This window comes from Streptomyces sp. NPDC092045 (assembly GCF_044756005.1).
Lineage (GTDB): Bacteria > Actinomycetota > Actinomycetes > Streptomycetales > Streptomycetaceae > Streptomyces.
On the sequence record NZ_JBIVSC010000018.1, the window covers coordinates 106,916 to 128,983 of the forward strand.

17 protein-coding genes and 2 pseudogenes are annotated in these 22,068 nt (G+C 70.4%); 9 read left to right on the forward strand and 10 right to left on the reverse strand.

What is annotated here, in order from left to right:
- Positions 1–133: 133 nt before the first annotated feature.
- Both ACIQKA_RS28830 and ACIQKA_RS28835 read left to right on the forward strand, forming a co-directional pair.
- Positions 134–928 carry a DUF6193 family natural product biosynthesis protein gene (locus tag ACIQKA_RS28830; protein ID WP_402542847.1) on the forward strand — a complete coding sequence of 265 codons (795 nt, stop codon included), beginning with the start codon at positions 134–136 and terminating at the stop codon, positions 926–928.
- Between the two features lie 517 nt (positions 929–1,445).
- Positions 1,446–1,544 (forward strand): annotated as a pseudogene (locus ACIQKA_RS28835) (transcriptional regulator); the annotation flags it as partial.
- A 462-nt stretch (positions 1,545–2,006) separates the two neighbouring features.
- Here the strand turns inward: ACIQKA_RS28835 and ACIQKA_RS28840 are convergent.
- Positions 2,007–2,870 (reverse strand): SDR family oxidoreductase, encoded by an 864-nt coding sequence (locus ACIQKA_RS28840; protein WP_383431486.1) that lies wholly within the window; start codon positions 2,868–2,870, stop codon positions 2,007–2,009.
- Between the two features lie 735 nt (positions 2,871–3,605).
- Between ACIQKA_RS28840 and lanKC the strand changes: the two genes are divergently transcribed.
- Entirely contained in the window at positions 3,606–6,206 is a 2,601-nt protein-coding gene (lanKC, locus tag ACIQKA_RS28845; RefSeq protein ID WP_402542848.1) for a class III lanthionine synthetase LanKC, read from the forward strand.
- A gap of 448 nt (positions 6,207–6,654) precedes the next feature.
- Here the strand turns inward: lanKC and ACIQKA_RS28850 are convergent, their stop codons facing one another.
- The 7 genes and pseudogenes from ACIQKA_RS28850 to ACIQKA_RS28880 all read right to left on the reverse strand — a co-directional run.
- Positions 6,655–8,064 (reverse strand): oxygenase MpaB family protein, encoded by a 1,410-nt coding sequence (locus ACIQKA_RS28850; protein WP_391096899.1) that lies wholly within the window; start codon positions 8,062–8,064, stop codon positions 6,655–6,657.
- Between the two features lie 93 nt (positions 8,065–8,157).
- A complete protein-coding gene (uppS, locus tag ACIQKA_RS28855) occupies positions 8,158–8,865 on the reverse strand; it encodes a polyprenyl diphosphate synthase (protein WP_402542849.1) in 708 nt (235 codons plus the stop codon).
- A gap of 645 nt (positions 8,866–9,510) precedes the next feature.
- Positions 9,511–9,963 carry a hypothetical protein gene (locus tag ACIQKA_RS28860; RefSeq protein ID WP_391096888.1) on the reverse strand — a complete coding sequence of 151 codons (453 nt, stop codon included), beginning with the start codon at positions 9,961–9,963 and terminating at the stop codon, positions 9,511–9,513.
- Between the two features lie 1,064 nt (positions 9,964–11,027).
- Positions 11,028–12,017: a hypothetical protein gene (locus ACIQKA_RS28865; RefSeq protein WP_402542850.1), complete on the reverse strand. Its 990-nt coding sequence runs from the start codon at positions 12,015–12,017 to the stop codon at positions 11,028–11,030.
- A 24-nt stretch (positions 12,018–12,041) separates the two neighbouring features.
- Positions 12,042–14,384, reverse strand: a complete 2,343-nt coding sequence (locus ACIQKA_RS28870; RefSeq protein WP_402542851.1) for a hypothetical protein — start codon at positions 14,382–14,384, stop codon at positions 12,042–12,044.
- Between the two features lie 43 nt (positions 14,385–14,427).
- Entirely contained in the window at positions 14,428–14,868 is a 441-nt protein-coding gene (locus ACIQKA_RS28875) for a hypothetical protein (protein ID WP_383150541.1), read from the reverse strand.
- A gap of 848 nt (positions 14,869–15,716) precedes the next feature.
- Positions 15,717–16,068, reverse strand: a pseudogene (locus ACIQKA_RS28880) (IS5/IS1182 family transposase); the annotation flags it as partial.
- Between the two features lie 766 nt (positions 16,069–16,834).
- Between ACIQKA_RS28880 and ACIQKA_RS28885 the strand changes: the two are divergent.
- From ACIQKA_RS28885 to ACIQKA_RS28895, 3 genes are all read left to right on the forward strand, one after another.
- Positions 16,835–17,476, forward strand: a complete 642-nt coding sequence (locus ACIQKA_RS28885; RefSeq protein WP_383150537.1) for an RNA polymerase sigma factor — start codon at positions 16,835–16,837, stop codon at positions 17,474–17,476.
- Positions 17,473–18,465: a CU044_5270 family protein gene (locus ACIQKA_RS28890; protein WP_402542852.1), complete on the forward strand. Its 993-nt coding sequence runs from the start codon at positions 17,473–17,475 to the stop codon at positions 18,463–18,465. Before ACIQKA_RS28885 ends, ACIQKA_RS28890 begins: the two co-directional genes overlap by 4 nt.
- Positions 18,466–18,559: 94 nt before the next feature.
- The gene (locus ACIQKA_RS28895; RefSeq protein ID WP_383150533.1) at positions 18,560–18,904 is read left to right on the forward strand and encodes a hypothetical protein; all 345 of its coding nucleotides are present in this window, start codon (positions 18,560–18,562) and stop codon (positions 18,902–18,904) included.
- Positions 18,905–19,020: 116 nt separating this feature from the next.
- On the opposite strand, the gene ACIQKA_RS28900 is transcribed toward ACIQKA_RS28895, so the two are convergent.
- Positions 19,021–19,629, reverse strand: a complete 609-nt coding sequence (locus ACIQKA_RS28900) for an SRPBCC family protein (RefSeq protein ID WP_402542853.1) — start codon at positions 19,627–19,629, stop codon at positions 19,021–19,023.
- Between the two features lie 51 nt (positions 19,630–19,680).
- Entirely contained in the window at positions 19,681–20,646 is a 966-nt protein-coding gene (locus ACIQKA_RS28905; RefSeq protein WP_402542854.1) for a sterol desaturase family protein, read from the reverse strand.
- A gap of 78 nt (positions 20,647–20,724) precedes the next feature.
- Here ACIQKA_RS28905 and ACIQKA_RS28910 point away from each other — a divergent pair, with 78 nt between their 5' ends.
- The 3 genes from ACIQKA_RS28910 to ACIQKA_RS28920 all read left to right on the forward strand — a co-directional run bounded on the left by ACIQKA_RS28910 (position 20,725) and on the right by ACIQKA_RS28920 (position 22,013).
- On the forward strand, positions 20,725–21,387 hold the full coding sequence (locus tag ACIQKA_RS28910) for a TetR/AcrR family transcriptional regulator (protein WP_383447575.1): 663 nt from the start codon (positions 20,725–20,727) through the stop codon (positions 21,385–21,387).
- A 130-nt stretch (positions 21,388–21,517) separates the two neighbouring features.
- Positions 21,518–21,676, forward strand: coding sequence for a hypothetical protein (locus ACIQKA_RS28915; RefSeq protein WP_383150530.1), 159 nt, complete (start codon positions 21,518–21,520; stop codon positions 21,674–21,676).
- 70 nt (positions 21,677–21,746) lie between these two features.
- On the forward strand, positions 21,747–22,013 hold the full coding sequence (locus ACIQKA_RS28920) for a hypothetical protein (RefSeq protein ID WP_402542855.1): 267 nt from the start codon (positions 21,747–21,749) through the stop codon (positions 22,011–22,013).
- The last annotated feature ends 55 nt before the right edge of the window (positions 22,014–22,068 follow it).

Genomic DNA, 22,068 nt, shown 5'->3' on the forward strand with positions numbered 1-22,068 from the left:
CGTGCCGCGAACGCTCGGCCGGGCATGGTCGGCAGATCTGACGGTCGGGTTGGAAAGGATTCACTGCAGCGCCGTACAACAGGTCCGTCTCTTGAGGTGGTCTTTTGCTCAGCGCAGACGGCAGACTCCAGCAATGACCTTCACCTCCCCGCGCCCCGCCCGACGTGAACCGACTCCTGCCGGCCCTGATCTCCATCCGGATCTCGCGGCTGCCGGCAGCCTGGCAGCGGCCCTGTCACTGGCTGCCGCCAGGCAGGGACTCGACTTGGGTGTGGTGCTGAGCAACGATTCGGATCCGCCGCGGGCAGCTGGGGTCGCCAGCACAGTTCCTGACCGGGAGCCCTGCTGGATCTTCATGGGGTCGGAGAGCCGGTGGTTCAACATCAACGGTTCACGCCAGGGGGTTCGGCTTCTCTCGGGCTCGACTTCCGATCTGAGCGCACTGGTCCGCGCCGCGGCAGGTTGGCGCAACGGGGCCGGGCTCCGCGAGATCCAGGGCGACGCCGCCTTCATCGAAGTGAGCGAGTTGGCCGAAGCGCATGAACGCGGTCCGGCCGAAGCGGTCACTGTGCAGTGGCGACTTCTCTTGGAGGGTTTGCGTCAGGATGCCGATCGCCTCGGCCTCGCCCGCCAGACGCTGGCGCTCGCCGAGGTGGCGTCTGCCGAACCGAGGCTGCGGCAGTTGTATCCGCTCACCAGCCACTGGTCACTGCACTTCACGACCTGTACCGGGTTCCCGTATTCATGGGACGTGCCGTTCGTCGATCCGCTGGGCGACGGTCGGTATCGCGTTTGCGGTCCTTCTCGTGGAACGGTCATCGGTGAAGCCGACACCGCTGCAGCAGCCATCTCCATGGTGGTGGGGGCGCTCCCGGCGAACTGCGGGCCTGCTGTTGCAGGCACCGCAAACGATCAGGGTCAGGGCTGACTCGCGACCTGCCCCTGCGTGGTGCTGATGGCTCCGATGACCTTCTCGCCGAGGCAAGTCGGTTTCATGGCGCGACCGTGTTCCACGCGTTCGAACAGCGCCTTCCGGAGGCTCTGTTCGAGGCGGTTGATCCGGATGGCGAGGGCCGACCAGTAAGACCAAGCAGCCAGGACGTCTCGCACACCCGGAGGAGCTGGACGGAGACGACGGCCCCGAGCTGTTCCTGGGCGTCGTCGGTGATCCCGACCCGCACCCCGGCCTCGCCGGCCCTCAGCACCCGCGCGTGCTTCTCGGTGCACTGCAGCCCTTCCGGAATCACCGGTCCTCCTTCGTACGCGTCTGTGTCCGACGCCCGGTGAAACGACGCCCCCGCCCCGAAAAGCACGCTGTCCCGCCCCGGTCAGACCTCCGAAGCCTGCGGGCGGGAGGACCCGGCCGAGCTCGTTGCCGCGGACACTCCGCCCGGCCCCGGCCAGGCCGCCGCGCACCCTGGGGTCGGCCGGACCGCTGGAGCCTCCTGGCCGTCCGGGGCGCGATGGGCGGGGCCCGCTCCTTCACCGAGTTCCAGCGACGCACCGGTATCGCCCGCAACGTCCTCAGCGACCGGCTCCGGAAATGCCGTGGAACTTCCTCGACGCCTGCTTCTTCGAGTACTACGGGCGAGCTCGCCCGACCGTCACCGGTCCCGAAACTCCGAACGGCGGCCTGGCCGGGTCGGGTCGGGTCGGGGGCATGACGGTCCAGGAGCGGGCGGGGCGGCGGACCGGAGCGGGAGCCTGGTTCGGACGGACATCGGAGAACGCCGCCTCGCCGCCGTGGTGGGCGAGCAGGCCGACCCGGACGAGGCGTCCCACTGTCGGGGAGGTCGCGCGCGAACGACCGAACGGCAACGGTTCCCCCGTGCTCCGGCAGACCGCTCCGGCAGACCGCTCCGCCGCCCACCACGCCCCCGCCGACTCCTGAGGCGCGACGGACCTCCTCCGTGTCGACGGTTCCGACGACCGCGTGCGACCACAGGCCCATGGCGGTTCCGCGCCCAGCCGGGCAACAACGTTTCGGCGGGGATCCTGCGTCCGCGTCACACCGAGCCGTGGGCGATGCCCTCCACCGCCGGGGACGGGACCTTGCCCGTCAGGGCGCGGGCGGCGGCCAGTTCGTCACGGGCCGCCTGTTCCACGGCCTCGAGGTGGAGAAAGGCGTCTTCGCCGATCGGAACCCGTAGCGGCCCGGTGTCCGGGGAGGCGACGAGAGCGAGGACCCGGGCCGCGAAGTCCTCGGGGCGGCCCATCGCCGCGTCGTCGGCCATGCCGCGCAGTCCGTCCAACAACCCGGCGGTCGCGGCGGCGTACTCGGGGATTCGCCGCGCCGAACGGGCGAGTGAGGTTCCGTAACGTGTGGCGAAGCCGCCCGGTTCGACCACGGTGACCCGGATGCCGAGGGAGGCGACCTCGGCGGCAAGTGCCTGGCTCATGCCCTCCAGCGCGAACTTCCCCGCGACGTAGGCGCCGAGGCCCGGGAAGGCCATCCGGCCGGCGAGCGAGGAGACGTTGACGATGTGGCCGTGGCCCTGGGCGCGCATGCCGGGCAGGACCAGGCGGACGAGTCGCCAGGGGCCGATCAGCAGGGTCTCCATCTGGTCGCGGATCTCGGTGTCGGAGACCTCCTCGGCGGCGCCGAACAGCCCGGACCCGGCGTTGTTGACCAGGACGTCGATGCCGCCGAGCCGTGCGGTGGCGTCGCGGACGGCCTCCTCACACTGGGCGGCGTCGCGCAGCTCCAGCGCGATCGGCACGATCCGACCCGGATGGCGGGCGGCAGTCTCCTCCAGCGCCGCGGTGCTCCGGGCGGTGACCGCGACCTCGTGGCCGGCGGAAGCCGCCGCCTCCGCAAGCGCCCGGCCCAGACCCGACGAGCATCCGGTCACCAGCCAACGTCGTCCCATGTGTCCCCCCGTGGTGCGGCATCGCTGTGGGCCCTCGTCCGGCGGACAGCCCCGTTCCGGCTCCCGCGTCCATGGTGGGGCCGCCGGGGACGACGGACCATGGCCGTGCAGGGGCGCGCGGGCGCACAAGGGGAGCGTGTCCGGAGCGTCCAGGTCCGGCGCGTGCTTCCCGTTTCACCTGTGTTCCCCACCACCCTCGGACCCCTCGGTGTCCGGGCTTCCGGCCCCGGTACCAGTCTTGTGCGCGGCAGCCGCCCTGCGCTGTTCGCACCGTCCGAGAAACGCCTTCGCCGCCTCCAGAAGCAACAGCACGCGGTGGCAGCCAGGGACGGACGCTCCGGCCGGACCCGCAGAAGTCCTGCCGGACCGCCCCTTCGTCCCGCAGGGGATCAAGGACCGCGCACTTGTCGTGGGCCGTGCCCGTGCCTGGACGTCCCGTCCTGCCTTCCACCTGAGGGAGTCGGCTGCTCGCCCGGGTGACCCGGGCCCGGGCCGGACCGGGCGATGCTCCCGGGACCGTACGAGAACGGCGTCCGCGTGTGGTGAACGCCGTGACGGACCGGGAGCTGCCACCCCCTCACCAAGCTGTACAGGGGTCCTGCGGGCCGGCCCGGGGGCGCTCTCGTCCGACGCCGGTCGTACACCGCCGCCCGAACCGCCGCCGCAGCTGCCGGTTCCGGCGCCCGGTACACGAGACCGTTGTCGCGGCCCACCATCGCTCTGTGAGGAGATCCCGTGCTCGAAGGCTTCGGCGAGGCACTCGCGGACCAGGAGTACTTCCTGCCGTTGCCCAGCGCGGCCGATCCCGGCCCGCGCTTCGCTCCCGGTGAGGTGCCGCCGGGCCTGCGCGGCTCCGCCCAGGGCCTCTGGACGGTCTGGGCCGGTTCACGGACCGGATTTCCCGAGCAGGGCTGGAAGATCCACGTGTCGGCGCGTCTGGACCGGGCTCAGCACGTGCTCGACAGGGTCGCCGGGATCTGCTTCTCCGAAGGGGTTCCCTTCAAGCACCTGAGCGCCCGGCTCTTCTTTCTGTTCCTCCACCACAAGCACGCCGCGCGAACCCAGGCGGGCAAGTTCTGCACCGTCTACCCACCGGACACGACGACCGCACGCCGACTGCTGGAACGCCTGCGCGACGCGCTCGACGGGGAGGAGGGACCGTACGTCCTCACCGATCGGCGCTTTCGCGACTCGCGGACGGTCCACTACCGCTACGGCTCCTTCGACGGCGTCCGCAGCCGGCTCAGGGCCGACGGCACCCGGGAGGGGACGATCCGCGACGGCTCCGGCCGCGAGGTCGTGGACTCGCGGCTGCCCGCCTTCCACCTGCCCGCGGGAATCACGGACCCCTTCGTCGAGCAGGAGGAGGAGTCCCACGCGGGTCCGATCCTGATCCGCGACTACGAGGTGACCCGGGCGGTGCGCCTGAGCAACGCCGGTGGCACCTACCGGGCCCGCGATCGGCGGACCGGCCGCACCGTCTTCCTCAAGGAGGCCCGCGCCCACAACGGTCTGGTCTTCGACGGCACCGACGCGAGGCAGCGGCTGCGGCACGAGCACGACGTGCTGCGCGAGCTGCACGCCGCCGCCCCGGGAGTGGGCCCGGAGCCGCTGGACCACTTCACGGAATGGGAGCACGACTTCCTCGTCACCGAGTACGTCGCCGGGCAGCCGCTGGTGGGCTGGTTGAGCCGGTCCTCCCCGCTGGCCCGCGCCGACCGCACGGCCGAGTCCGTCGCCGCGTACTACGAGGCGTGCCGGCGGCTGCTGGCTACGCTGGACGCCTCGCTGGAACGACTGCACGGCGCCGGTTACCGGTTCGGTGACCTCAACCTGGGCAATGTCGTGGTCACGCCGTCGGGCGGGGCCCGGCTGGTGGACTTCGAGGCGGCCTCGGCACTGTCCGCGGCCCCGTGCGGGATCGGCACCCCGGGGTTCACACCGCCGCCCGGACTGCGCCGGACCGACACCGATCCGCTCCTTCAGGACCGGTACGGTACGTCGGCGGTCGCCCTCGCCTTCCTGGCGCCGTTCAACGAGGTCGCCGAGCACGCGCCCGCCAACCTCGTGCTCCTGCGCCGCGATCTGGCGGACGTGGCTCCGCCGCAGGACCTGTGGCGGCGCGCGACCGCCTTCCACCTGCCGGAGGACCGGACGCGGAACGAGAACGGTCCCGACCGTCCGCCCTCCCCCACCGAACCGGAGACCGATCCGCACGGTTGTCTCACCCGGCTGGCCGAGGAGGTGACCGCGGGGCTGCTGGAGATGGCCGATGTCGACCGGCCGGAGTGGGCCTTCCCGCCCTCGCCCGAGGCGTTCCGCACGAACAACGTATGCCTGGCCCACGGCACGGCCGGGGCGGTGTACGCCTTGCATCGCACGGGGACCGAGGTACCGGAGGAGATACGCGAACGGCTGCGCCGCGACGCCCTGGCGCTGCGTGGCGCGCTGCCTCCCGGGCTGCTCGTCGGGTCGGCCGGTATCGCCCGGGTCCTGGCCGACCTCGGCCGGCTGGACGAGGCCGTCGATCTGCTCCGGGACGCCGACGGCCATCCGCTCACCGCCTCCTGCGGCACGCTGGCGGGCGGACGGGCCGGCGTCGGCTTGGGCTGGCTCGCTCTGCACCGGCTGACCGGAGAGAACCGTCACCTGGAGCGGGCCGTCGCGGCGGGAGAGGGGCTGCTGCGCGTCCCCGACCTGCCGGCCGTCCTCGGCGAGCACGACGCCCGTGGTCTGCTGCACGGCCGCTCGGGTCTGGCCCTCTTCCTCCACCGCCTGGCTCGTGACACCGGCGAGGCACGCTTCCTGGAGGCAGGCCGTCTGCTGCTCCACCAGGAGCTGGACCGCACCTTTGCCCTGGAAGACGGCGCGCTGTCCATCTCCGACGACGCACGGCTCACCCGGGCCATGCCCTACCTGGCCACGGGCGCGGCCGGCCTCGCGACGGTGCTCACCCGCTACGTGACCACCACGTCGGACGAGCGCTGCGCAGCGGCGCTTCCGCGACTGGTGACCGGCATCAGGGTCTCCTGCGCCACGAAGGAGGCGGGTCTGTACCGGGGTCTGGCGGGACTGACCTGGTTCCTGGCCGAGCACGCCGGGCTGACCGGAACGGACACCGCGCGCCATGACGCCGTGCGCGCCGCGACCGGTCTCCTGAAGTACGCCATTCCGTACCGGCGCGGTGTCCGCTTCCTCGGAGCAGGTTCGCAGCGGTTCACCGCCGATCTGTCCAGTGGCGGGGCCGGTGTTCTGCTGGCCCTGCACCGCCTGCTGTCCGGTCCGCTCCTGACCGCGCCCCGCGATGCCCGTCTCAGGCTCCCGGCAGCCGCCTGACGTCGCCGCACGGGCTTCCCACGACTTCCTCGGCACGGCGGCAGACACCTCCGTGCCGAGGTGTGCAGTGACCGACATGACCTCGACAGGAAAGAGGAGATCATCCATGTACCAGATCCTCGCGCTCCAGGCCCTGGACACCGAACAGGAGGACGACGCCTTCTTCCCTTGCTTCAGCGTCGCCTGGAGCATCAGCGACATCTTCCCCGAGCCGATGTGACACACCCGTGTCCGCGCGGGCCGGGACCGGTAGGGGGACTGCTGGTCCCGGCCCGCGCGTTCTCCTGTTCGACAGCCGGCCTCCGCTCCCGGCCGGACAGCGGCGCCGGCGACCGGGAGGCGTGCCCCGTCTGAACAGCATTGACCCGGCAGGCCGCACAGCAGGGGCCGGTGGCTCCGGTGCCGAGCCGTAGCCGTAGCCAGGCGGAAGCGACTGGCACCCAGGGGGTCACGCGTCGGCGAGGAGAGGGTCGTAAGGGGTGGTGCGCCGACGGCCGGACATGAAGGACAGGAAGTCGTTGACGAACGCGCTGCGGCTGTAGGTCCCGCCCGCTTCGGTGATGTCGCGGTGGAAGGCGGTCCGGAACAGGGCCCGGTACTCGTCCGCGTCGACGCACTGGTCACCGTTCTTGTCGGTGACGTCGAAGAGGACCTCGGCAACCCTGATCAGCGCGGGTCCGGCCAGGGAGGGCACGGCGGTGGCGTACTCGTGGAGACTGACGCGCCCGTCGCCGTCGGCGTCGAGGGCGCTTTGCAGTTCGCGCCACCAGTCGGCGTAGGCGGCGTAGAGCCTGGTCTCCTCGGGCTCGTCCAGATCGAGGCGGCTGGAGAGCTCTCGTGCCATGGCGGCGAGGTCGGGCCAGTCCAGGTAGCCGTCCCCGGTCTGATCGAGGACCTCGGCGAAGAACTCCCGCGCGTTGCGCTGCGCCTCGCCCCCGGAAGCGGGCGCGGGTTCCGGGGAAAGCGGGGTGATGAGCCGGATGAGGGCGCCGGCCCGCTTCATCTGATCGCGCACGGCGGTGATCGTCCGCGCGCGGGGATCGTCACTGTCGGGGGAGAGCGTCAGCAGGTCGAGGACGTTCTCGGCCCTGATCCAGCCCTCGGGCAGAAACCGGGTCAGGCCGGCAGCCAGGTAGGCGCCCTGCATCAGGGTCTGCACCCCTGCGATCTCGGGCAGGCCGGCCCGTCGGCGGAACGGTTCCGGAAGGGACGCCACGGTGATCGCTCCGACGACCGGGCCGGCGACGGCGCGGCCGGTCGCCCACAGAGCGGGAAAACCGTTCAGCAGGGGCGGGGCGGGGAGGTGGTCGAAGAGCTTGTAGAGGATGATCCGCATCGCCTCGGTGTTCTCCAGTTCCTCGGCGACCACCCGGTCGTAGTAGGGCCAGAACTCGTCAAGGGTGCGGGGCAGGTGGTCGGCCCGGCCTTCGAGGGCGGTGAGGAAGGCCTGGAACTCGCTGTACAGCCGTTCCATGGTCTTCTGCTCGAGTGGCTGCCCACTGAGCCGGCACATGGTGACGGTGCTTTCGAAGAGGGTGGCCACCACCCAGGCGCGCGTGTCGGGGTCCATGGCGTCGTAGGGCCGGTTGTGCGGGTCGGTACCGTGCAGTCGTGCGTGCAACCGGTTGAGGCGTGCCGCTTCCCTCTGCCGGGTGTGGTCGTCGGACCCGAACATGCGTTGCAGGCTGGTGAGGGTGTTGCGCAGTCGCCGCCAGGGGTGGGCGACGAAGGTGGAGTTGTCGATCAGGGCGGCGCCGACCTGCGGGTGTGCGGCTTCCAGTACGGTGGCGCGGATCACCGCCAGGGCCCAGCGCGGGTCGTTGAAGAAGCCGTGGAACTGCGAGCCGGTCCCGAACAGGGATTCCTCTTCGGCTCCACCGTCCCCTCTGTCGTGGTCACCGGCGCCGGTGCGGGCGTTCGTGGTGCAGTGGTCGTCCGAGGCGGTCACGATTCAGGTTTCTCCGTTCTGGTTCGGCAGCACGGCGCCGAAGCGGCGTTCACGCTGCCCGTAGTCGTGCAGGCACCGCACGAAGTCCGGTGCGCGGAAGTCGGGCCACAGCATCGGCGGGAAGACCCACTCGGCGTAGGCGACCTGCCAGAGCATGAAGTTGGAGATGCGCTGTTCACCGGAGGTCCGGATGACGAGGTCCACGTCCGGGGTGTCGGGAAAGGGCAGGTGTGCGGCGAAGCTCTCCTCGGTCACGGAATCGGCCGACGCTCCACTGCGGATCAGTGACCGTGCGGCCTCGACGATGTCCCTGCGGCCGCCGTGGTCGAACGCGACGGTCAGTGTCATCTGCCGGTTCCGATCGGTGAGCATGGTCAAGTCGGCGATGTCCCCGGCCAGGCCGGAAGGGATGCGGGGATCGGTCATGCCGAGGAAGCGGCAGCGGATGCCCCGGGCGTGCAGCAGGGGAGCGTGCTTCCGCACCACCCGGCGCACCAGGTGCATCAGGAACTCGACCTCGGTGTCCGGGCGACCCCAGTTCTCGGTGGAGAACGCGAACAGACTCAGCCATCCCACCCCGGCCGCACGCGCCGCCTCGATGACGTCGATGACCGTCGTCTCCGCGGCACGATGACCCGACGTGCGCGGCAGGGACCGTTGCTCCGCCCACCGGCCGTTCCCGTCCATCACGCATGCGACATGCCGTGGCATTCGACCGGGCTTCCCGGGCAGCCTGACGTCCTGTGGAACGGTGAGAGAGGAAGGCCCCTCGTTCATGGTCTGTCGTGCTGTCACGCCTGCCCTTTCGGCGTCCGGGACGGACGCTGTCCCACGACGGAAGAAGCCCCGCCCCGCGGGTTCGCCGTCGTACGACGATTCACTGACGACAGGCTGACAGCACCCGGCTCCAAGCAGGCCGTGTGTCCCGCGAATTCACCTTTGGCACTCGCGTCCGAGCCGGAACGACGTGAACGGTGACGGATCCTGTGGAGCGCTTGTCCGCGCAGCGCGCGTGGGGTTCGTACGAGCGGTCGGCCGTGCGGGAGGTGTCAGCGGCATGGAACAGGGCCAGGGGGCGAACGGGAATCGGATTTACGAGTTGCGGACTGACGAGCCGGCCGAACGCGCGCTCCCCCACTCCGCAGACGACCAGTTCGTGTGGCTGCCGCATCGGGAGCAGCAACGACTCCCCCGCTCGACGGCACGTCCTTCGGGCATCACGCCTTCGTCATCCGCACCGGGTCGACCAGATTTTTTTCACCGTGCTGGTACTGCGTGCCGAGATCTCAAACGCGGTCTCGGACCGGTGTTCATGGCCGCCCGGTCCGGTCGGTGGCGTCGCCCGCCACGCGGTCCTCAGGGGGAGGCCTCGATGGGCCCGATCGGTATGCAGTTGCCGCCGTTGAGCTCGGCCCTGCAGAGGGACGCGCCGGTCAGGTCGGCATCCTCGGAGACGATCTGCCAGGCCAGGTGGTAGTACACGGTGTTCGCCTCCAGGACCCCGAACACCGGGTCGATGCCGCGTGCCCCGTCACCGAAGAGCAGCTGGTCCTCGGTCATGTAGGGCGTGCCTCCGTCCATCACTCCCCCGATGCGCGAGTCCTTGTCGGCGTCCAGGCTCGGGTACTTGATACCGAGGTTCCCGTAGGGCGCTTTGATATCGCGGTCGCGCGGCTCGGCCTCCACCCGCAGCAGCAGCGCCAATGCCTTGGTCCCCGCCGGCGGGGGGTTGTCACCGGGCACCTTGGTCGTCAGCGTGGCATCGAGGATCCGCACGGTGTACGTGTACGCGGCCTCCACGTGGAGCACCGGCTTCCTGGCCCGGGGCAGGCTCGGCCTCGACGGCTGGTCGGTCGGATTCTTGCCCGAGACAGGCGGCCGGCCAGCGTCCGGCAACCGACCCCGAGTGCTCTCGCCGGTCGGCTTGCCACGATCATCCGCCTCCGCGGCGCGGTCGTCCGTCCCCTGACCGCCGCAACCCGTCAGCACGCCGACCGCGACAAGCGCCGCGCACAGCCACGCCCTCGTCCCCCTCGTCCGGAGATCCCACCGTTTCCCGCCCATGCCCCGCCTCCTGCTCCACTCGCGTCCACACACGTGTCCTGCGTACGCGCCCAACCGACGCTCGATCACTCCTGATCGCTCTTGATCACCGATGCTTACCCTAAGGTCCGTCCCCCCTCGCCCGCAGTCTTTACTCGGACGACCCGGTTGCCCCGCGGGCCACATGCGGAGCGGTCCGCGCGGTCGGAAAGTTCAGCCGCGCCGGCCGGGAAGGAAGCTGCGCTGCTCGTCCGATGGCAGGAGAGCGCCTCAGCCGGCGGTTACCCGCCGGGTTTCTCCCTCCCCATCGGCCCCATGCGAGAGAGAGGGCCGGGTGCCGAATGAGGAAGGGCGTGGGCGCCGGCCACCGGTCTCCTCGGAGGGGCATCGCTCTCCGGCCATCGGCCGACCGCTGCCGCCTCCCGCCGTGCGCTTCGGCGGTCAGAGCCGACTGGTGAGGGACGGGTAATCCTTCACCGCACGGTGACGTTGTGCGCGTGCGCGCATGGCAGCTCCCTTGGCGGCCCTTTCCCCGGTCCTCTCTTGCACCTGCTGATAAGCCTCGTCGTCGCGTACGGGCTTCCACGCTTCTTTCAAAAAGCCCCCGTACATCCCGATGTCTTCCCCCGGCACTCTCAGATCAGTTTCGTCGTCGTGAAACCAGGTCGAAGATCGGGCTCCCGCAGATGAGCGCGAGTTCCATCCCGGCATGGCTGACCCGCGGATCGCGGGGGGGGCCAGGTTACCGGCGCGCAGCGCGGCCGGTGGAGCCGTGGGGCTGCGCGGGGCGGGGGCAGCGGAACCCTCCGGCTCCGCTGCCCGCCGGCGAGTCATTTCCCGAGGGCGCGCTCCGCCTCGTTCGCCGCGGCGGTCGAGGAGTTCTCCGCGGAGGAGCGCAGCCTCTGCGAGGCCGCTTCACCGGCGCCGCGCTCCGTCGCCCAGATGCGGATCATCTCCACGGGCTGGGCATCGACGAAGTCGGCGCGCGCCTCCGGAGCAGTGGCCCGCAGATCACGCAGCCACGTCGACGTGAGGGGACCATTGCCGGCGGGGGCATCTGCGGAGGAGGCCAGGAGCGAATCGGCGACCCGCGTTCGCCAGGTCCGGGACTTGTCGTCCTCCAGTCGTTCCTCGACGGTGGCCGCCACGCCGTTCAGGGCGCCGAGGGCCCGTGCGCCTCGCATGGCGGGGGTCTCGGCAGCATCACCGACAGCGCCGGCCGGGACGGACGCGAGGTCCCGTTCGGCGGTCCGGGCAACGGCCGTGCGAACGGCGGCGTAGGCCTCGGGGTCCTCCCCGACCGCCGTGAGCACGTTCAGCAGGTGGATGTAGTCCACCGCCATGTGCACGCCCTGCGCATCCTGCCAGGGCGGTATGCCGGCCCCCGCCTTGGTGGTGTACGCGGGATCCAGGGAGTGGAGCCGGGCGTAGACGTCGGCGCCGTAGTCCGCCAGCGCCGATGCCAGCGAGGGACGGAGCGCCGGATCAAGCTCGACGCGATGTCCCTCGGCCGGAGCGAGAGCGTAGAGGACCGACTTCATCGCCCGGGCCTGGGCCACGGTATGCCGGCCCGGTTCGCCCCCTGTGGTCGCCCTCGTGATCGCGTCGCCCAGTTCGGCGCAGGTGGAGGGCCGGTCCGTGCCGGCAGCCGTCACCGTCTTGAGCAGACCCTGGTTCCCGAGCAACCCGTTGCAGCGTTCGCCCGACTCCCGGCCGAACACGAGCCAGCCGCCGATTCCGCCCGCCACCGCCAAGCAGAGAACCAACAGCACGACGACCCGGGGGCGGAATGATCGGCGCGCTGACATCGTTTCGGGCATGGTTTCCTCGTTAGGGCAGCGGGGTCAGTTGGTCGTGTCCGTCAGGTACTTCTGCGCGGTGTTGGCCCCGCGGTCGTGGCCGTTGAGGATCAGACTGCTCAAGGACTGCACTGTCTGCCCGCTGAGGTCGGGGCGGTCCTTCGCCCAGTCCTCGACCATGATGGGGACCTGGTTGTTGACGGTGAGGTACTTGTCCGCGATCTTCGCGTTCGCCTCGGTGTCCGCTGCGGCCTTCATCTCGTTGCCCCACTGCCAGGCCCAGGTGTCCACGCCCCGCTGGATCGAATCGCCGAAGGCGATGGAGACGCCGCCGGCGGTCGTGAAGTACAGCGGTGTCACCGCGCCTCCGATGACGTGGTAGGCCACCTTCGCCTTCCAGTCGGCTTCGCTGTACTTGCCCATGCGGTCGTCGTTGACGACGTCCTCCATCACCGAGCTGTACACGCCCAGCACGGTTCCTGACTTGTCCAGCGGGTTGCGGAGGTTGTCGCCGGTCGCCCCCTGGGGAATGCCCTCCATGACGAGGCTCGAGTACCGGGACTCGGCCTTGTACAGGGTGCCGTAGGCCTCGGGATCGTCCGACAGCCCCCGGATGAACTGGACGAGGTCCGCTTGCGAGGCGGACATGTGCGTGGTGCCGCCCTCGGTGAAGAACCCGCTGCCCGAGGCCCGGATGTAGTCGCCGTCCAGTCCGGCCAGGATCTCGTGCGTGTCCGCCGCGTAGGACGCCAGGGAACGGGCCAGTGGCTCGCGCAGGTTCTCGTGGACCTTCTGGTCCGGGCCGAGCGTGCCGATGGTGTCGTGCATGATCCGGGCCTGCGCCTCGGTGTGCGGCGTCTCCGGCCAGGGGTCCTGGCCGGGCTTGAGCGGTGTGTGCCCCGTCGTGGCCGCCTCCAGGGCGAGGCCGAGACCGGTGCGGACATCGCCGTCGGAGGCGTCCTTGCCCGTGGTCTCGATGTTGCCCCGCCAGTCCGTCGTGTTGACGAAGTCCCAGTCTCGGTCCTTGAGCAGGTACTTCAGACGGTCGTTCGTGTCGCCGTCGGCCTTCGGGTCCAGGTACCCGGTGGCGGCCTCCGGGTCGCGGCTCATGACGTTGAGGACGCCGTCGACGGGGTCGTTCTTGAACCAGCCGTCCTTCTTGTCGTCGAAGGACCCGTGGAGGTCCCAGATGTTCTTGTCCTTCTTCTCGGCGGCGATCATGTCGTCCGTCAGGTCGCCGAGGAACTGCGGCGAGTAGCCGCTTCCCTGCTGCATGAGCGTGGCCAGGGCCTGGTAGCCCCGGACCTCCTGGCCGTGTCCGGTGCCCACCGAGATCTTGTCCCCGGCCACGTCCAGCCCGTACTTCTCGACGCCGGCCTTCTTCAGGTCGCCCATGAAGTCGTTGTAGAACTTCGCGTCCGACGTCTTGGACCACTCGGCGAACGCGTCCTGGTACGCCTTCGTCCCGTACGCGAGCTTCTTGCCGTCGGGGTCCTTGAAGGCCGGTACCGCCGTGGCACCGGCGAGGGTGTCGGCGAGGCCCTTGTTCACGTCGCGGTACAGGCCGCGCTGCGACTGGTCACCACCGTGGGCCCGGTCGTTCAGGGCGTTGGCCAGCTTGATGGTGCCGTCGGCGCCCATGCCGCCGACGAAGGTCTGGCTGAAGGCCTTGTTGTCGGAGTTGTCGCGGAAGGAGCGGTTGAGCTCCGCGTAGTCCGCGGCGGAGACCTTCTCGCCGCTGTTGATGCGGGTGGCGATGTCCTTGGCGTTCTCGGCCTCGTAGAGCTCGACGTCTCCCTTGGCGCCGGCGTTGAAGCCGTTGAGCTGGTCGTCGCCCTTGCCGCCGATGTCCTTGTTGCTGTCGACGACGACGGCTTCCAGGGCGATCTTGACGCCGTCGTCGGCGTCCGAGACGGCCTTGACCCGGTCGTCGATGTGCTTCTGCCACTTGGTGACGGCTTCGCCGATCGCCCTTTGGCCGTCCGGGTCGTTCCGGTAAGCGCGCCGTTCGGAGTCGGTGAGCTTGGAGTGGTCGAAGGAGACCCGCCCCTCCTCCGAGACGGTCATGCCGGCGTCGATGGCATCGGTACGCGCGGAGTCGAGCTTCTTCTTCAGGTCGACGAACTGGGTGTGGGCGTCACGCAGGAGGGATCCGACGGCCTTCGCCTGGGTCTGGGCGGCGGCGTACTCGTAGCGCGTGCCCGCGAAGTTGGTCTGCGCGACCCCCGCGCTGAGGCCGAGCCAGTTCGGTCCCATCGTGACCTTCTGGACGGTGTCCTTGTAGCGGTTCTCGACCTTCTTGATCTCGCCCGCCATCGACTCCCACTTCTCCGCGGCCGTCGTCAGCGCCGCGAAGTCCGTGGTCATGATCTCTGCGTACGTCAGCATGCCGTCGTCCCCCGTGTGATGCCCGTGCTTGCCATCGCCGTGCCTATATGCCGTCGATCTTCGACTTGGAAAGCGGTGCGAACTGCCCGCGGATGCCCAGGTCGTTCTGCGCGAAGTAACCCGACGCGCCGCGCAGGGCGCCCTTCTCCGACGACAGGCGTCCCATGAGCGTCTTCACCTGCTGGTCCCAGGTCTGCTGGACCTTCTTCAGGCCTGTGGCCGTCTGCCAGCCGTCGAAGGTCCTGACCGCTGTGCTGGACGCCTCGTCGGCCCAGTCGGTCGCCTTCTTCGTGTCAGGCTCCAGCTCGTTCTCGATCGTATTGGCCGCAGCCTTCTTCTCCGCCGGCGTCGAGCCGAAGTCCCCCGGCCCTCCGCCTGGTGTCGGGCCGGAAGGCTCGGCCGGCAACTGGTTCAGCCGCATACTCGTCTCCTGCTGCTCGACCGCCCGGCCGCGCAGCGCTGCCCATTCCTCGTCGAACCCCATGAAGACCTCCCCGTCCATGGCCCATCGCAGACCACACTGTGATAACCGACGTGTCCGAACACTCACGTCATGGCTCAACCCGCATCGTCACCTGTCTCCAGGAGTCGTCTGTCGACGTCGTGTCCGTGTCCACGCCCGCGTCCGCGGGCAGCCCGATCCGGACCTTTCGCCCTCAGCGAGTGGGAGAGCGGTGTGGCACTGGCGTACGCCTCGGCGTCCCTGCGGGACATTTCGCCCGAGCCCGAGCCGCCGATCCGGGACGCCTTCAACCAGTGGCCCCGCTCCGGATCCCACCGCGTCTTCCACGTCGCACCAGTGAACGCCGGGACCCTCCCGGGAGAGCGGAGCCTCGCGGAGCAGGGCCGATCGCCGGCCTTCCGCACCAAGGGACCGCCATCCGGGTCGCAGCCGGCCGGCGCGGGCGCCGCGAGGGCGATCGCCACGGCGGTCCAGCGCGCCTCGTCGAGTTTCATGACGACAGCCGCCCCTGCGTGACCCACCCGTCTCCGAACGACGCCATCGACACCCCCGTGCCCCTGATCCGAAAGCTGCTCCGCACGCCACACTACTCACATGATCAACAACCGGTCGCAGGCGGGCGGTGTCATGCGCGGATGACTTGCGTGCAGCCATCATCGCATATTGCAATTGCAAATTGATCACGCCGAGGGCCAGTACGGGGCCGAGAGGTGGGTGGCGGCAAGCCTTCTACGACCCGGCGGTTCCAGGAACGTGTCGGACCGCTCTCGGGACGGCAAAACTCCTGGCAGACGGGCTCTCGACCGAGACGGCCCACAGCTGCCGGGAACTTCGCGTGCTTGCCCGGGGGCTCGTCACTCGTTCGGGGTGGTGAACACCAGGGCGCCGTCCACGATCGGCACAGCGTCCCGAGCGAACCGCCGGCGGGACTGCAGGGCGAGCTTCGGCCCGAGGTGGTCGACGACCCGGCCAGCCGTGGACTTCGACACCTCGAACAGCGGGGCCGGTCGCCGTGTCGTCGGGTCGGTCCGTCCGTACGCGACAACCAACAGCATCCGGCCTCCAGGGACGACTACCCCGGCCCCGAACCGGCACCTCCACGCCCTCACGGTGCAGTCGCGTTACCGACCTGCCGAAGGCGCGCGGGCTCAGCCCGGTGAACGGGGCCGTCCAGGGCGGTTCCGGGGCCGTGATCACACCAGACGCGACCGAGCCGCCCATCAGCGAGATCGCTTACGGGACAGCCCTCGGGCACCGCTACGAGGAGGGGTCCGACGAGTTGCCGATCGTTTCGGAATGAGGTTCACAGGCGTCGCGGGCAGATGATGCCGCAGGCGAGTCGGAGGAGGCCGAGGTGGAGATCGGCACGTATCCCGTAGCGGGCACGGAGGCGTGGGGACTGGTGCAGCCATGACGACTCCCGAACCACGACCGACAACCCCGCCCGTCCCCGACCCCTCCCGTGGCCGAGCGGCCCGCACCGCCCGGTGCGGGCCGCTCGGCTGCCGAGAACCCGGCCGGTGGCGCAGGCCGTGCTCGGCGAGGGCGGTGTCGGGCGTGATCGGCGGTCTGCTGGTGGTGGTGTCAGCAGACGGGAACGCTCCGGTCGGTGGGGGTGGGCGGCTGTCGGCCGAGGGGGTCTCCGTTCATGAGGGTGTGGGCGACGGCGTAGCTCGCGCACCGCGTGTGACAGGGGGAGGCGGGGGCTCGTTCGTCCTGGTGCGGGTCGGGGGCAGCGGGGCGGCGGGTCGCCGGACGGGCCCATGGCGCCGCACGGTGCTCTTCGACGCCCCAGCCTCCCGAGCCACCACCGCGAGACGGACACCCTCGCGGTACCGGCGCCGGACCAACGCCGACAGCGCCTTCGCGCCCCGCACCACTTCGTCTCCTCTCCTCTCCTCTCCTCTCCTCTCCTCTCCTCTCCTCTCCGGGCCGACGAGGCGCCTCCGCGAAGGGAACCGGCAGAGCCGTGCGGACACTTCTTGCTGTGGAGCTTCCCTTGAATGAACGGGTCCGGTCCGGTGACCGGGCGGCGTTCGCCGAGATCTTTGACGAGCACGCGCGCGTCGTCTACGCCCATGCCGTTCGCACGACGGGCGACTGGGCCCTCGCCGAGGACGTCATGTCCCTCACTTTTCTGGAGGCCTGGCGGTTGCGCGACAAGCTGCGCGACGAGGTCAGAAGCGTCCGGGCATGGCTTCTGGGCATCGCGACCAATGTCATGCGCAACACCTCCAGGTCGGCTCGTCGGCACCGGGAGGCGATGTCCCGCCTGTCCCTTCCCGAACCGTCGCCCGACTTCTCGGACGAGGTGGTCGGGCAGGTGGTCGATGCTCAGCGGCTGGCCGCCGCAGCCCGCGCCCTGCACGGCCTGAAGCGGACCGAGCGCGAGGTCTTCGCGCTGGTGGTCTGGTCAGATCTGGGATACGCGGCGGCGGCCGAGGCTCTGGGAATCCCGGTGGGCACGGTGCGCTCCCGGCTTTCACGCGCGCGAGAGAAGCTGCGCCGACTCGTCGACGAGGAGCTGGCGACAGATCCGCATGTCGTGGAACCGCAGAGCGGCAGCGGACACCTACCGGACAGCGGGGTGGCAGCAGCCCGCGCTTCCCACAGGAGGGGTACACGATGAACGCGGAGCAGCGGGAACAGGCAGAGCGGGAGCAGGTGGGGCGCGTCCTGCCGCCGGCCGCCCACCCGGATCCGGCGCCCGGACGAACGGAAGCCCGCCGTCGGCATCTGCTGGGCGAGATCGACCGGCAGACGCGCGCTCGTTCGACCCGTGCCGTCCCGCGGCCGAGGCGCCGTACGGTGCTGGTGCTGGGCGCAGCGGTGGCCGCCGGCGCGACCGTCGTGGTGCTCGGCCCCGGCCCGGGAACCAGCGGCGCCCCGAGCGTTCCGCCGGCATCGGCGGCATCGGTCCAGGTGCTGGAGAGGGCCGCGCTGGCTGCCAACGCCATGTCGCGGACGAAGGTGCTCGACGGGCAGTACGTGTACGTCAAGACGGCCGGCTATACGTCGGTACTGTCCGAGAACAAGGCCGGGCAGATGGAACTCCTGCGCGAGGACGAGGGCATGGAGCAGTGGACGTCGGTGGACGGTAGCGGGCCGACCCTTCAGCGCAAGGCCGGCGAGGACAAGCTGCTGCCGGAGGGCCCGGCCAGCCTGAACTCGCCGACGTACAACTTCCTGGCAGCCCTGCCGACCGATCCCCGCGCCCTGTTGAAGCAGATCCGTGAGGACGCCGAGAAGAACCACGGCACCGGTTCGGACTCCACGACGGGCCCGGACCAGGAGGCCTTCGTCACGATCGGCGATCTGCTGCGCAACGGAGTGACTCCCCCCGTGACCACCGCTGCGCTCTACCGTGCCGCCGCCCTCATCCCCGGAGTCGACGTCGCCCCCGACGCCGTGGACGCCGCCGGACGCCGTGGAGTCGCCGTCGCCCGAGTGCACGACGGCGAACGCACGGAGTGGATCTTCGATGCGCGCACGAACCGGCTCCTGGGTGAGCGCACGGTTCTCCTGAAGGACAACGCCTGGGGCAAGGCCGGCACCGTCGTCACTTCCGTCGCCCTCGTCGGCAGCGGGGTCGCCACCGAGGTCGGACGGACGCCGTAAGAACGTGCGCGCGGGGCTTCACGCCGATCACCGGGCGTACGGAGCCGGCCATGGGGTTCCGTCCGGCGGATCGTGGCGGCATAGGCTCCAGGCCATGCACGGAACCCTGACGGAGCACGCCAGATGTCTCTACGGAGACGAGTACCGACCCACGCCGGAGTGCGGGCTCGAACACGGGGAGCACTACTTCGTCGAGGAGCTGACGTTCGCCGACGCGGATGCGATCCTTGCCATGCTGCGTGAACTTTGTCCGCAGGTGGTGGACGGCCACCTGCCGGTCTGGGTCCGGAACCTGGCCTATCGGCTGGTGCTCTTGCAACGGCCGGACGAACCGGCACTGCTGCGGGAGGCCGCCGAGAACCTGTGGATGCACGGCCCGGACTGGGACCACGTTGCGGAGGGTCTCAAGAAGCGGGCCGACGCTCTGGAAGCCGACTGATCACGGCCCGGGCCGAGGGCGGAGACGGCGGTGATTACGTGGCGGGGTCGCCCGCTCCGTCGGCGCACGGGGCGCCCCCGGTGCCGGTGGCGACGTCGAGGGGGGTGCGGTCGCCTTCAAGGTCGTAGGCGGGGTGCGGGTGCCCGCGTCGGGGTCGGTGGTGGCGGTGGGCAGGTCGCCGGGCAGGGCTCCTCTCCTCCTGGTGCGGCCTCCACCGTCCGCTTCAGCCGGCGCAGCGTCGTGACCATGCCGGAACGGTTGGTGCGGACCCGGGCCGCCGGTGACGTGCCCGCGACGGTCCGGCCGAGGAGATCGGCGACGCGTCCCCGGCCGCCTCGACGAAGATCGCGCCAGTACTGGGTGACGCGTGTGGAGCCGGGACCCGCCGGGGTGTCGCCGTGGCCCGCGGGGCGGAGCAGGAATCCCCAGGAGGCCAGGGGCAGTCCGGCGATCGAGACGCGGAAGGCGAACTCCTCGGGGGCGTCGGAGCGGGTTACCCGGCAGACGGTGAACCAGCGGCGGCGTCCGCTGCGGTTGAAGCCGAGGAACACGGGGCCGGGGTTCTTGCGCGCGGAGAGGATCCGGACACCGACGCACTCAGGGCTCCACTCGGGCATCCTGCGTACGTCGCTGAGTACGGCGAACACTTCCTCGGGTGGTGCCGCGATGACGACGGACTCGTGCAGTTCCCGTGTTCGGGCGCGTCTGTGGTCCTGTCCGTTCACGAGGTCGTCCTTCCTGGTGACCGTCCTGTCGTGTTCCGTTCGGGGTGCTGCTCAGCGTCTCGTGTCCGTGGCGGCGACCTCGCAGGCGCACGGGGGGCCGGAGGTCTGGTCGGGACAGCAGCCGGCGGGCCCCTTCCCCTGCGATTCCGTGGCGGCCCGGTCCGCGAGCGGAGTCTCCGCCCCTTCTGCCGGCAGGGGTTGCCAGCCGGGCCTGCCCAGCAGATGGCGCGCCCGGTCCCGCCAGTGCGTGGCGCGTGCCAGGTCGCGTCCGATGGCGGCGTACTCGTGCGAGACGATGCGCAGGGGGTTGTGGGTGTCGATGTTCTTGGTGAGCCCGTAGCGGGGGCGTTCGGTCTCCTCGGCCCAGGTGCCGAACATCCGGTCCCAGATCATCAGGATGCCGCCGAAGTTCCGGTCGAGGTAGCCGCCCTGGGAGGCTTGGTGGACGCGGTGACTGGCGGGTGTGTTGATGGTCCGTTCGATGATGCGGGGGAGCCTGCCGATGCGGTCGGTGTGGAGCCAGAACTGGGTCAGCATGTTGATCGCGCCGCACAGCAGGATCGCCCAGGGCGGCACGCCGGCCAGGGCCAGCGGAATGTAGAAGATCTGCGAGGTGAGGCCGGTCCAGGGCTGGCGGACCGAGGTGGAGAAGTTGTACCTGCGGCTGGAGTGGTGCACCACGTGGCTCGCCCACAGCACGCGCACCAGGTGGTGTTCGCGGTGCATCCAGTAGTAGCAGAAGTCCTGGGCCAGCAGGATCAGCAGGAAGGTCGCCCAGGTGACCTCGACCCGTAGCGGGGTCAGTTCGTACAGGGCGACGAAGACGGCGACCGCGATCGTCTTGTAGAGGATGTCGACGACGGCGGCGCCCGCGCCCACGGCGAAGCCGGCGGCGGTGTCGCGGACCCCGTAGCCGCTGGCGTTCTCGTCCGGGTGGAGGCGGTAGTAGATCATCTCGACGGCGACCAGGAGCACGAAGAGGGGGGCGGACAGGGCCAGCAGGGACGTGTTCTCCATCGGAGCCTCCTGTCGGAGCGATTCGCTCCGACAGGAGTATCGGAGCAGATCGCTCCGACAGGCAATACCTTGGACGCCATGAAGAACCCAGAAACCGCGGGCATGCGGGCGGGCAGCCGCTTCGGGCGCCAGGCCGAGGCCGAGCGCAACGACGTCCGGGTGCTGTACGCGGCTCGCGCCGTCTTCGCGGAACAGGGCGCCGACGCGCCCGTGTCCGCCATCGCCACCCGGGCGGGCGTGGGCATCGGCACCCTCTACCGCCGCTACGGCAGCAAGGAACAGCTCCTCCAGCGCCTGTGCGCCATCGGCATCGCCCGGACGATCGCCGAGCTGGGCGCCGCGCTGGAAGCCGAGGGCACCGGCTGGGAGGTGCTCGCGGACTACATGGCCTCGGCGGTCGACGCGCGCGCGGGGGCCTTCGCCGCCCTGGCCGGAACGTTCAGCCTCCCGGAAGAGGTCGCGGCCGCCAACGAACAGGCCAAGGCGCTGGCGGAACGGGTGCTGCGCCGGGGCCATGACGACGGGACCGTCCGCGAGGACGTCACGACGCTCGACATCACGCACGTCATCGAGATGTTCAGCCGGTATCCCCGCCGCACCGAGGAGGACGACCACGCGCGCCGCAGGATGCTGGCCCTGACCCTCGACGGCCTTCGCGCCCCCCACACCGGGCTGCCGGGACCTCGTCCCGACTGGGCCGACTACCACCGCACCTGGGACGGACCGAACGGGCCCTCCTGACAGGATTCGCCGCCCGTTCGCGACGTACACCCCGCACCTACCGTTGACGGCCCGTCACTTCACCGCCCGGAACGCGCAGGCGTCAGAGAGCGTTGACTCGCCTTTTCCTGGCCCTCGGCCGAAAGGAACAGTGGCTTGCTCACGTCTGGCCTTCCCCCACACCGCCCCGCACCTCGTCGCGCAACTCCTCGCCCAGGACCACGAGGACCGGGCCGACGTCCTGGAGCACCTCGACACCGCAGCCCTGCACCAGACGCTCCAGGCCCACCCGGTCCCCGCCACCCGATAACCCCCTCCCCCACTTCTACGGGCGGGCAGGCGCGGCAGGCACCCGCCGCCGACACGGACAAGGAGTCCCCATGGAAACGACGACGCAGACCGCCACCGACTCGGAGCAGGCCGCGCGGGCCGCCGAGTACGGGGAGCGGATGGTGCGTGCGGCCTCCGACTACGTCGAGCTGGTCCGGCGCTACCAGGACACCGAGCGGGAGCAGACCGAGCCGGCGGCGGTCCACGCCACAGCCGGCGCGCGCGGACGAGCGGCGAGTTCGGCACGCTGCCGCCGACCCGCCCCCTCATCGCCGTACCCGAAGAGCACGCCGACTGCGAGGCCTGCTACGTCATGACCCGTCCGGCGACCGTGCCGAGCCGGGGCCCCGTGCACCGGTGCCTGACGGGTGA

Bases quoted from the DNA above. Each gene is read 5' to 3' on its own strand.
- ACIQKA_RS28905 (WP_402542854.1), bottom strand. From the start codon at position 20,646: ATGGAGAACACGTCCCTGCTGGCCCTGTCCGCCCCCCTCTTCGTGCTC.
- ACIQKA_RS28870 (WP_402542851.1), bottom strand. From the start codon at position 14,384: ATGCTGACGTACGCAGAGATCATGACCACGGACTTCGCGGCGCTGACG.
- ACIQKA_RS28840 (WP_383431486.1), bottom strand. From the start codon at position 2,870: ATGGGACGACGTTGGCTGGTGACCGGATGCTCGTCGGGTCTGGGCCGG.
- uppS (WP_402542849.1), bottom strand. From the start codon at position 8,865: ATGCCACGGCATGTCGCATGCGTGATGGACGGGAACGGCCGGTGGGCG.
- ACIQKA_RS28920 (WP_402542855.1), top strand. From the start codon at position 21,747: ATGGAAACGACGACGCAGACCGCCACCGACTCGGAGCAGGCCGCGCGG.
- ACIQKA_RS28910 (WP_383447575.1), top strand. From the start codon at position 20,725: ATGAAGAACCCAGAAACCGCGGGCATGCGGGCGGGCAGCCGCTTCGGG.
- ACIQKA_RS28830 (WP_402542847.1), top strand. From the start codon at position 134: ATGACCTTCACCTCCCCGCGCCCCGCCCGACGTGAACCGACTCCTGCC.
- ACIQKA_RS28865 (WP_402542850.1), bottom strand. From the start codon at position 12,017: ATGCCCGAAACGATGTCAGCGCGCCGATCATTCCGCCCCCGGGTCGTC.
- ACIQKA_RS28875 (WP_383150541.1), bottom strand. From the start codon at position 14,868: ATGGGGTTCGACGAGGAATGGGCAGCGCTGCGCGGCCGGGCGGTCGAG.
- ACIQKA_RS28895 (WP_383150533.1), top strand. From the start codon at position 18,560: ATGCACGGAACCCTGACGGAGCACGCCAGATGTCTCTACGGAGACGAG.
- ACIQKA_RS28890 (WP_402542852.1), top strand. From the start codon at position 17,473: ATGAACGCGGAGCAGCGGGAACAGGCAGAGCGGGAGCAGGTGGGGCGC.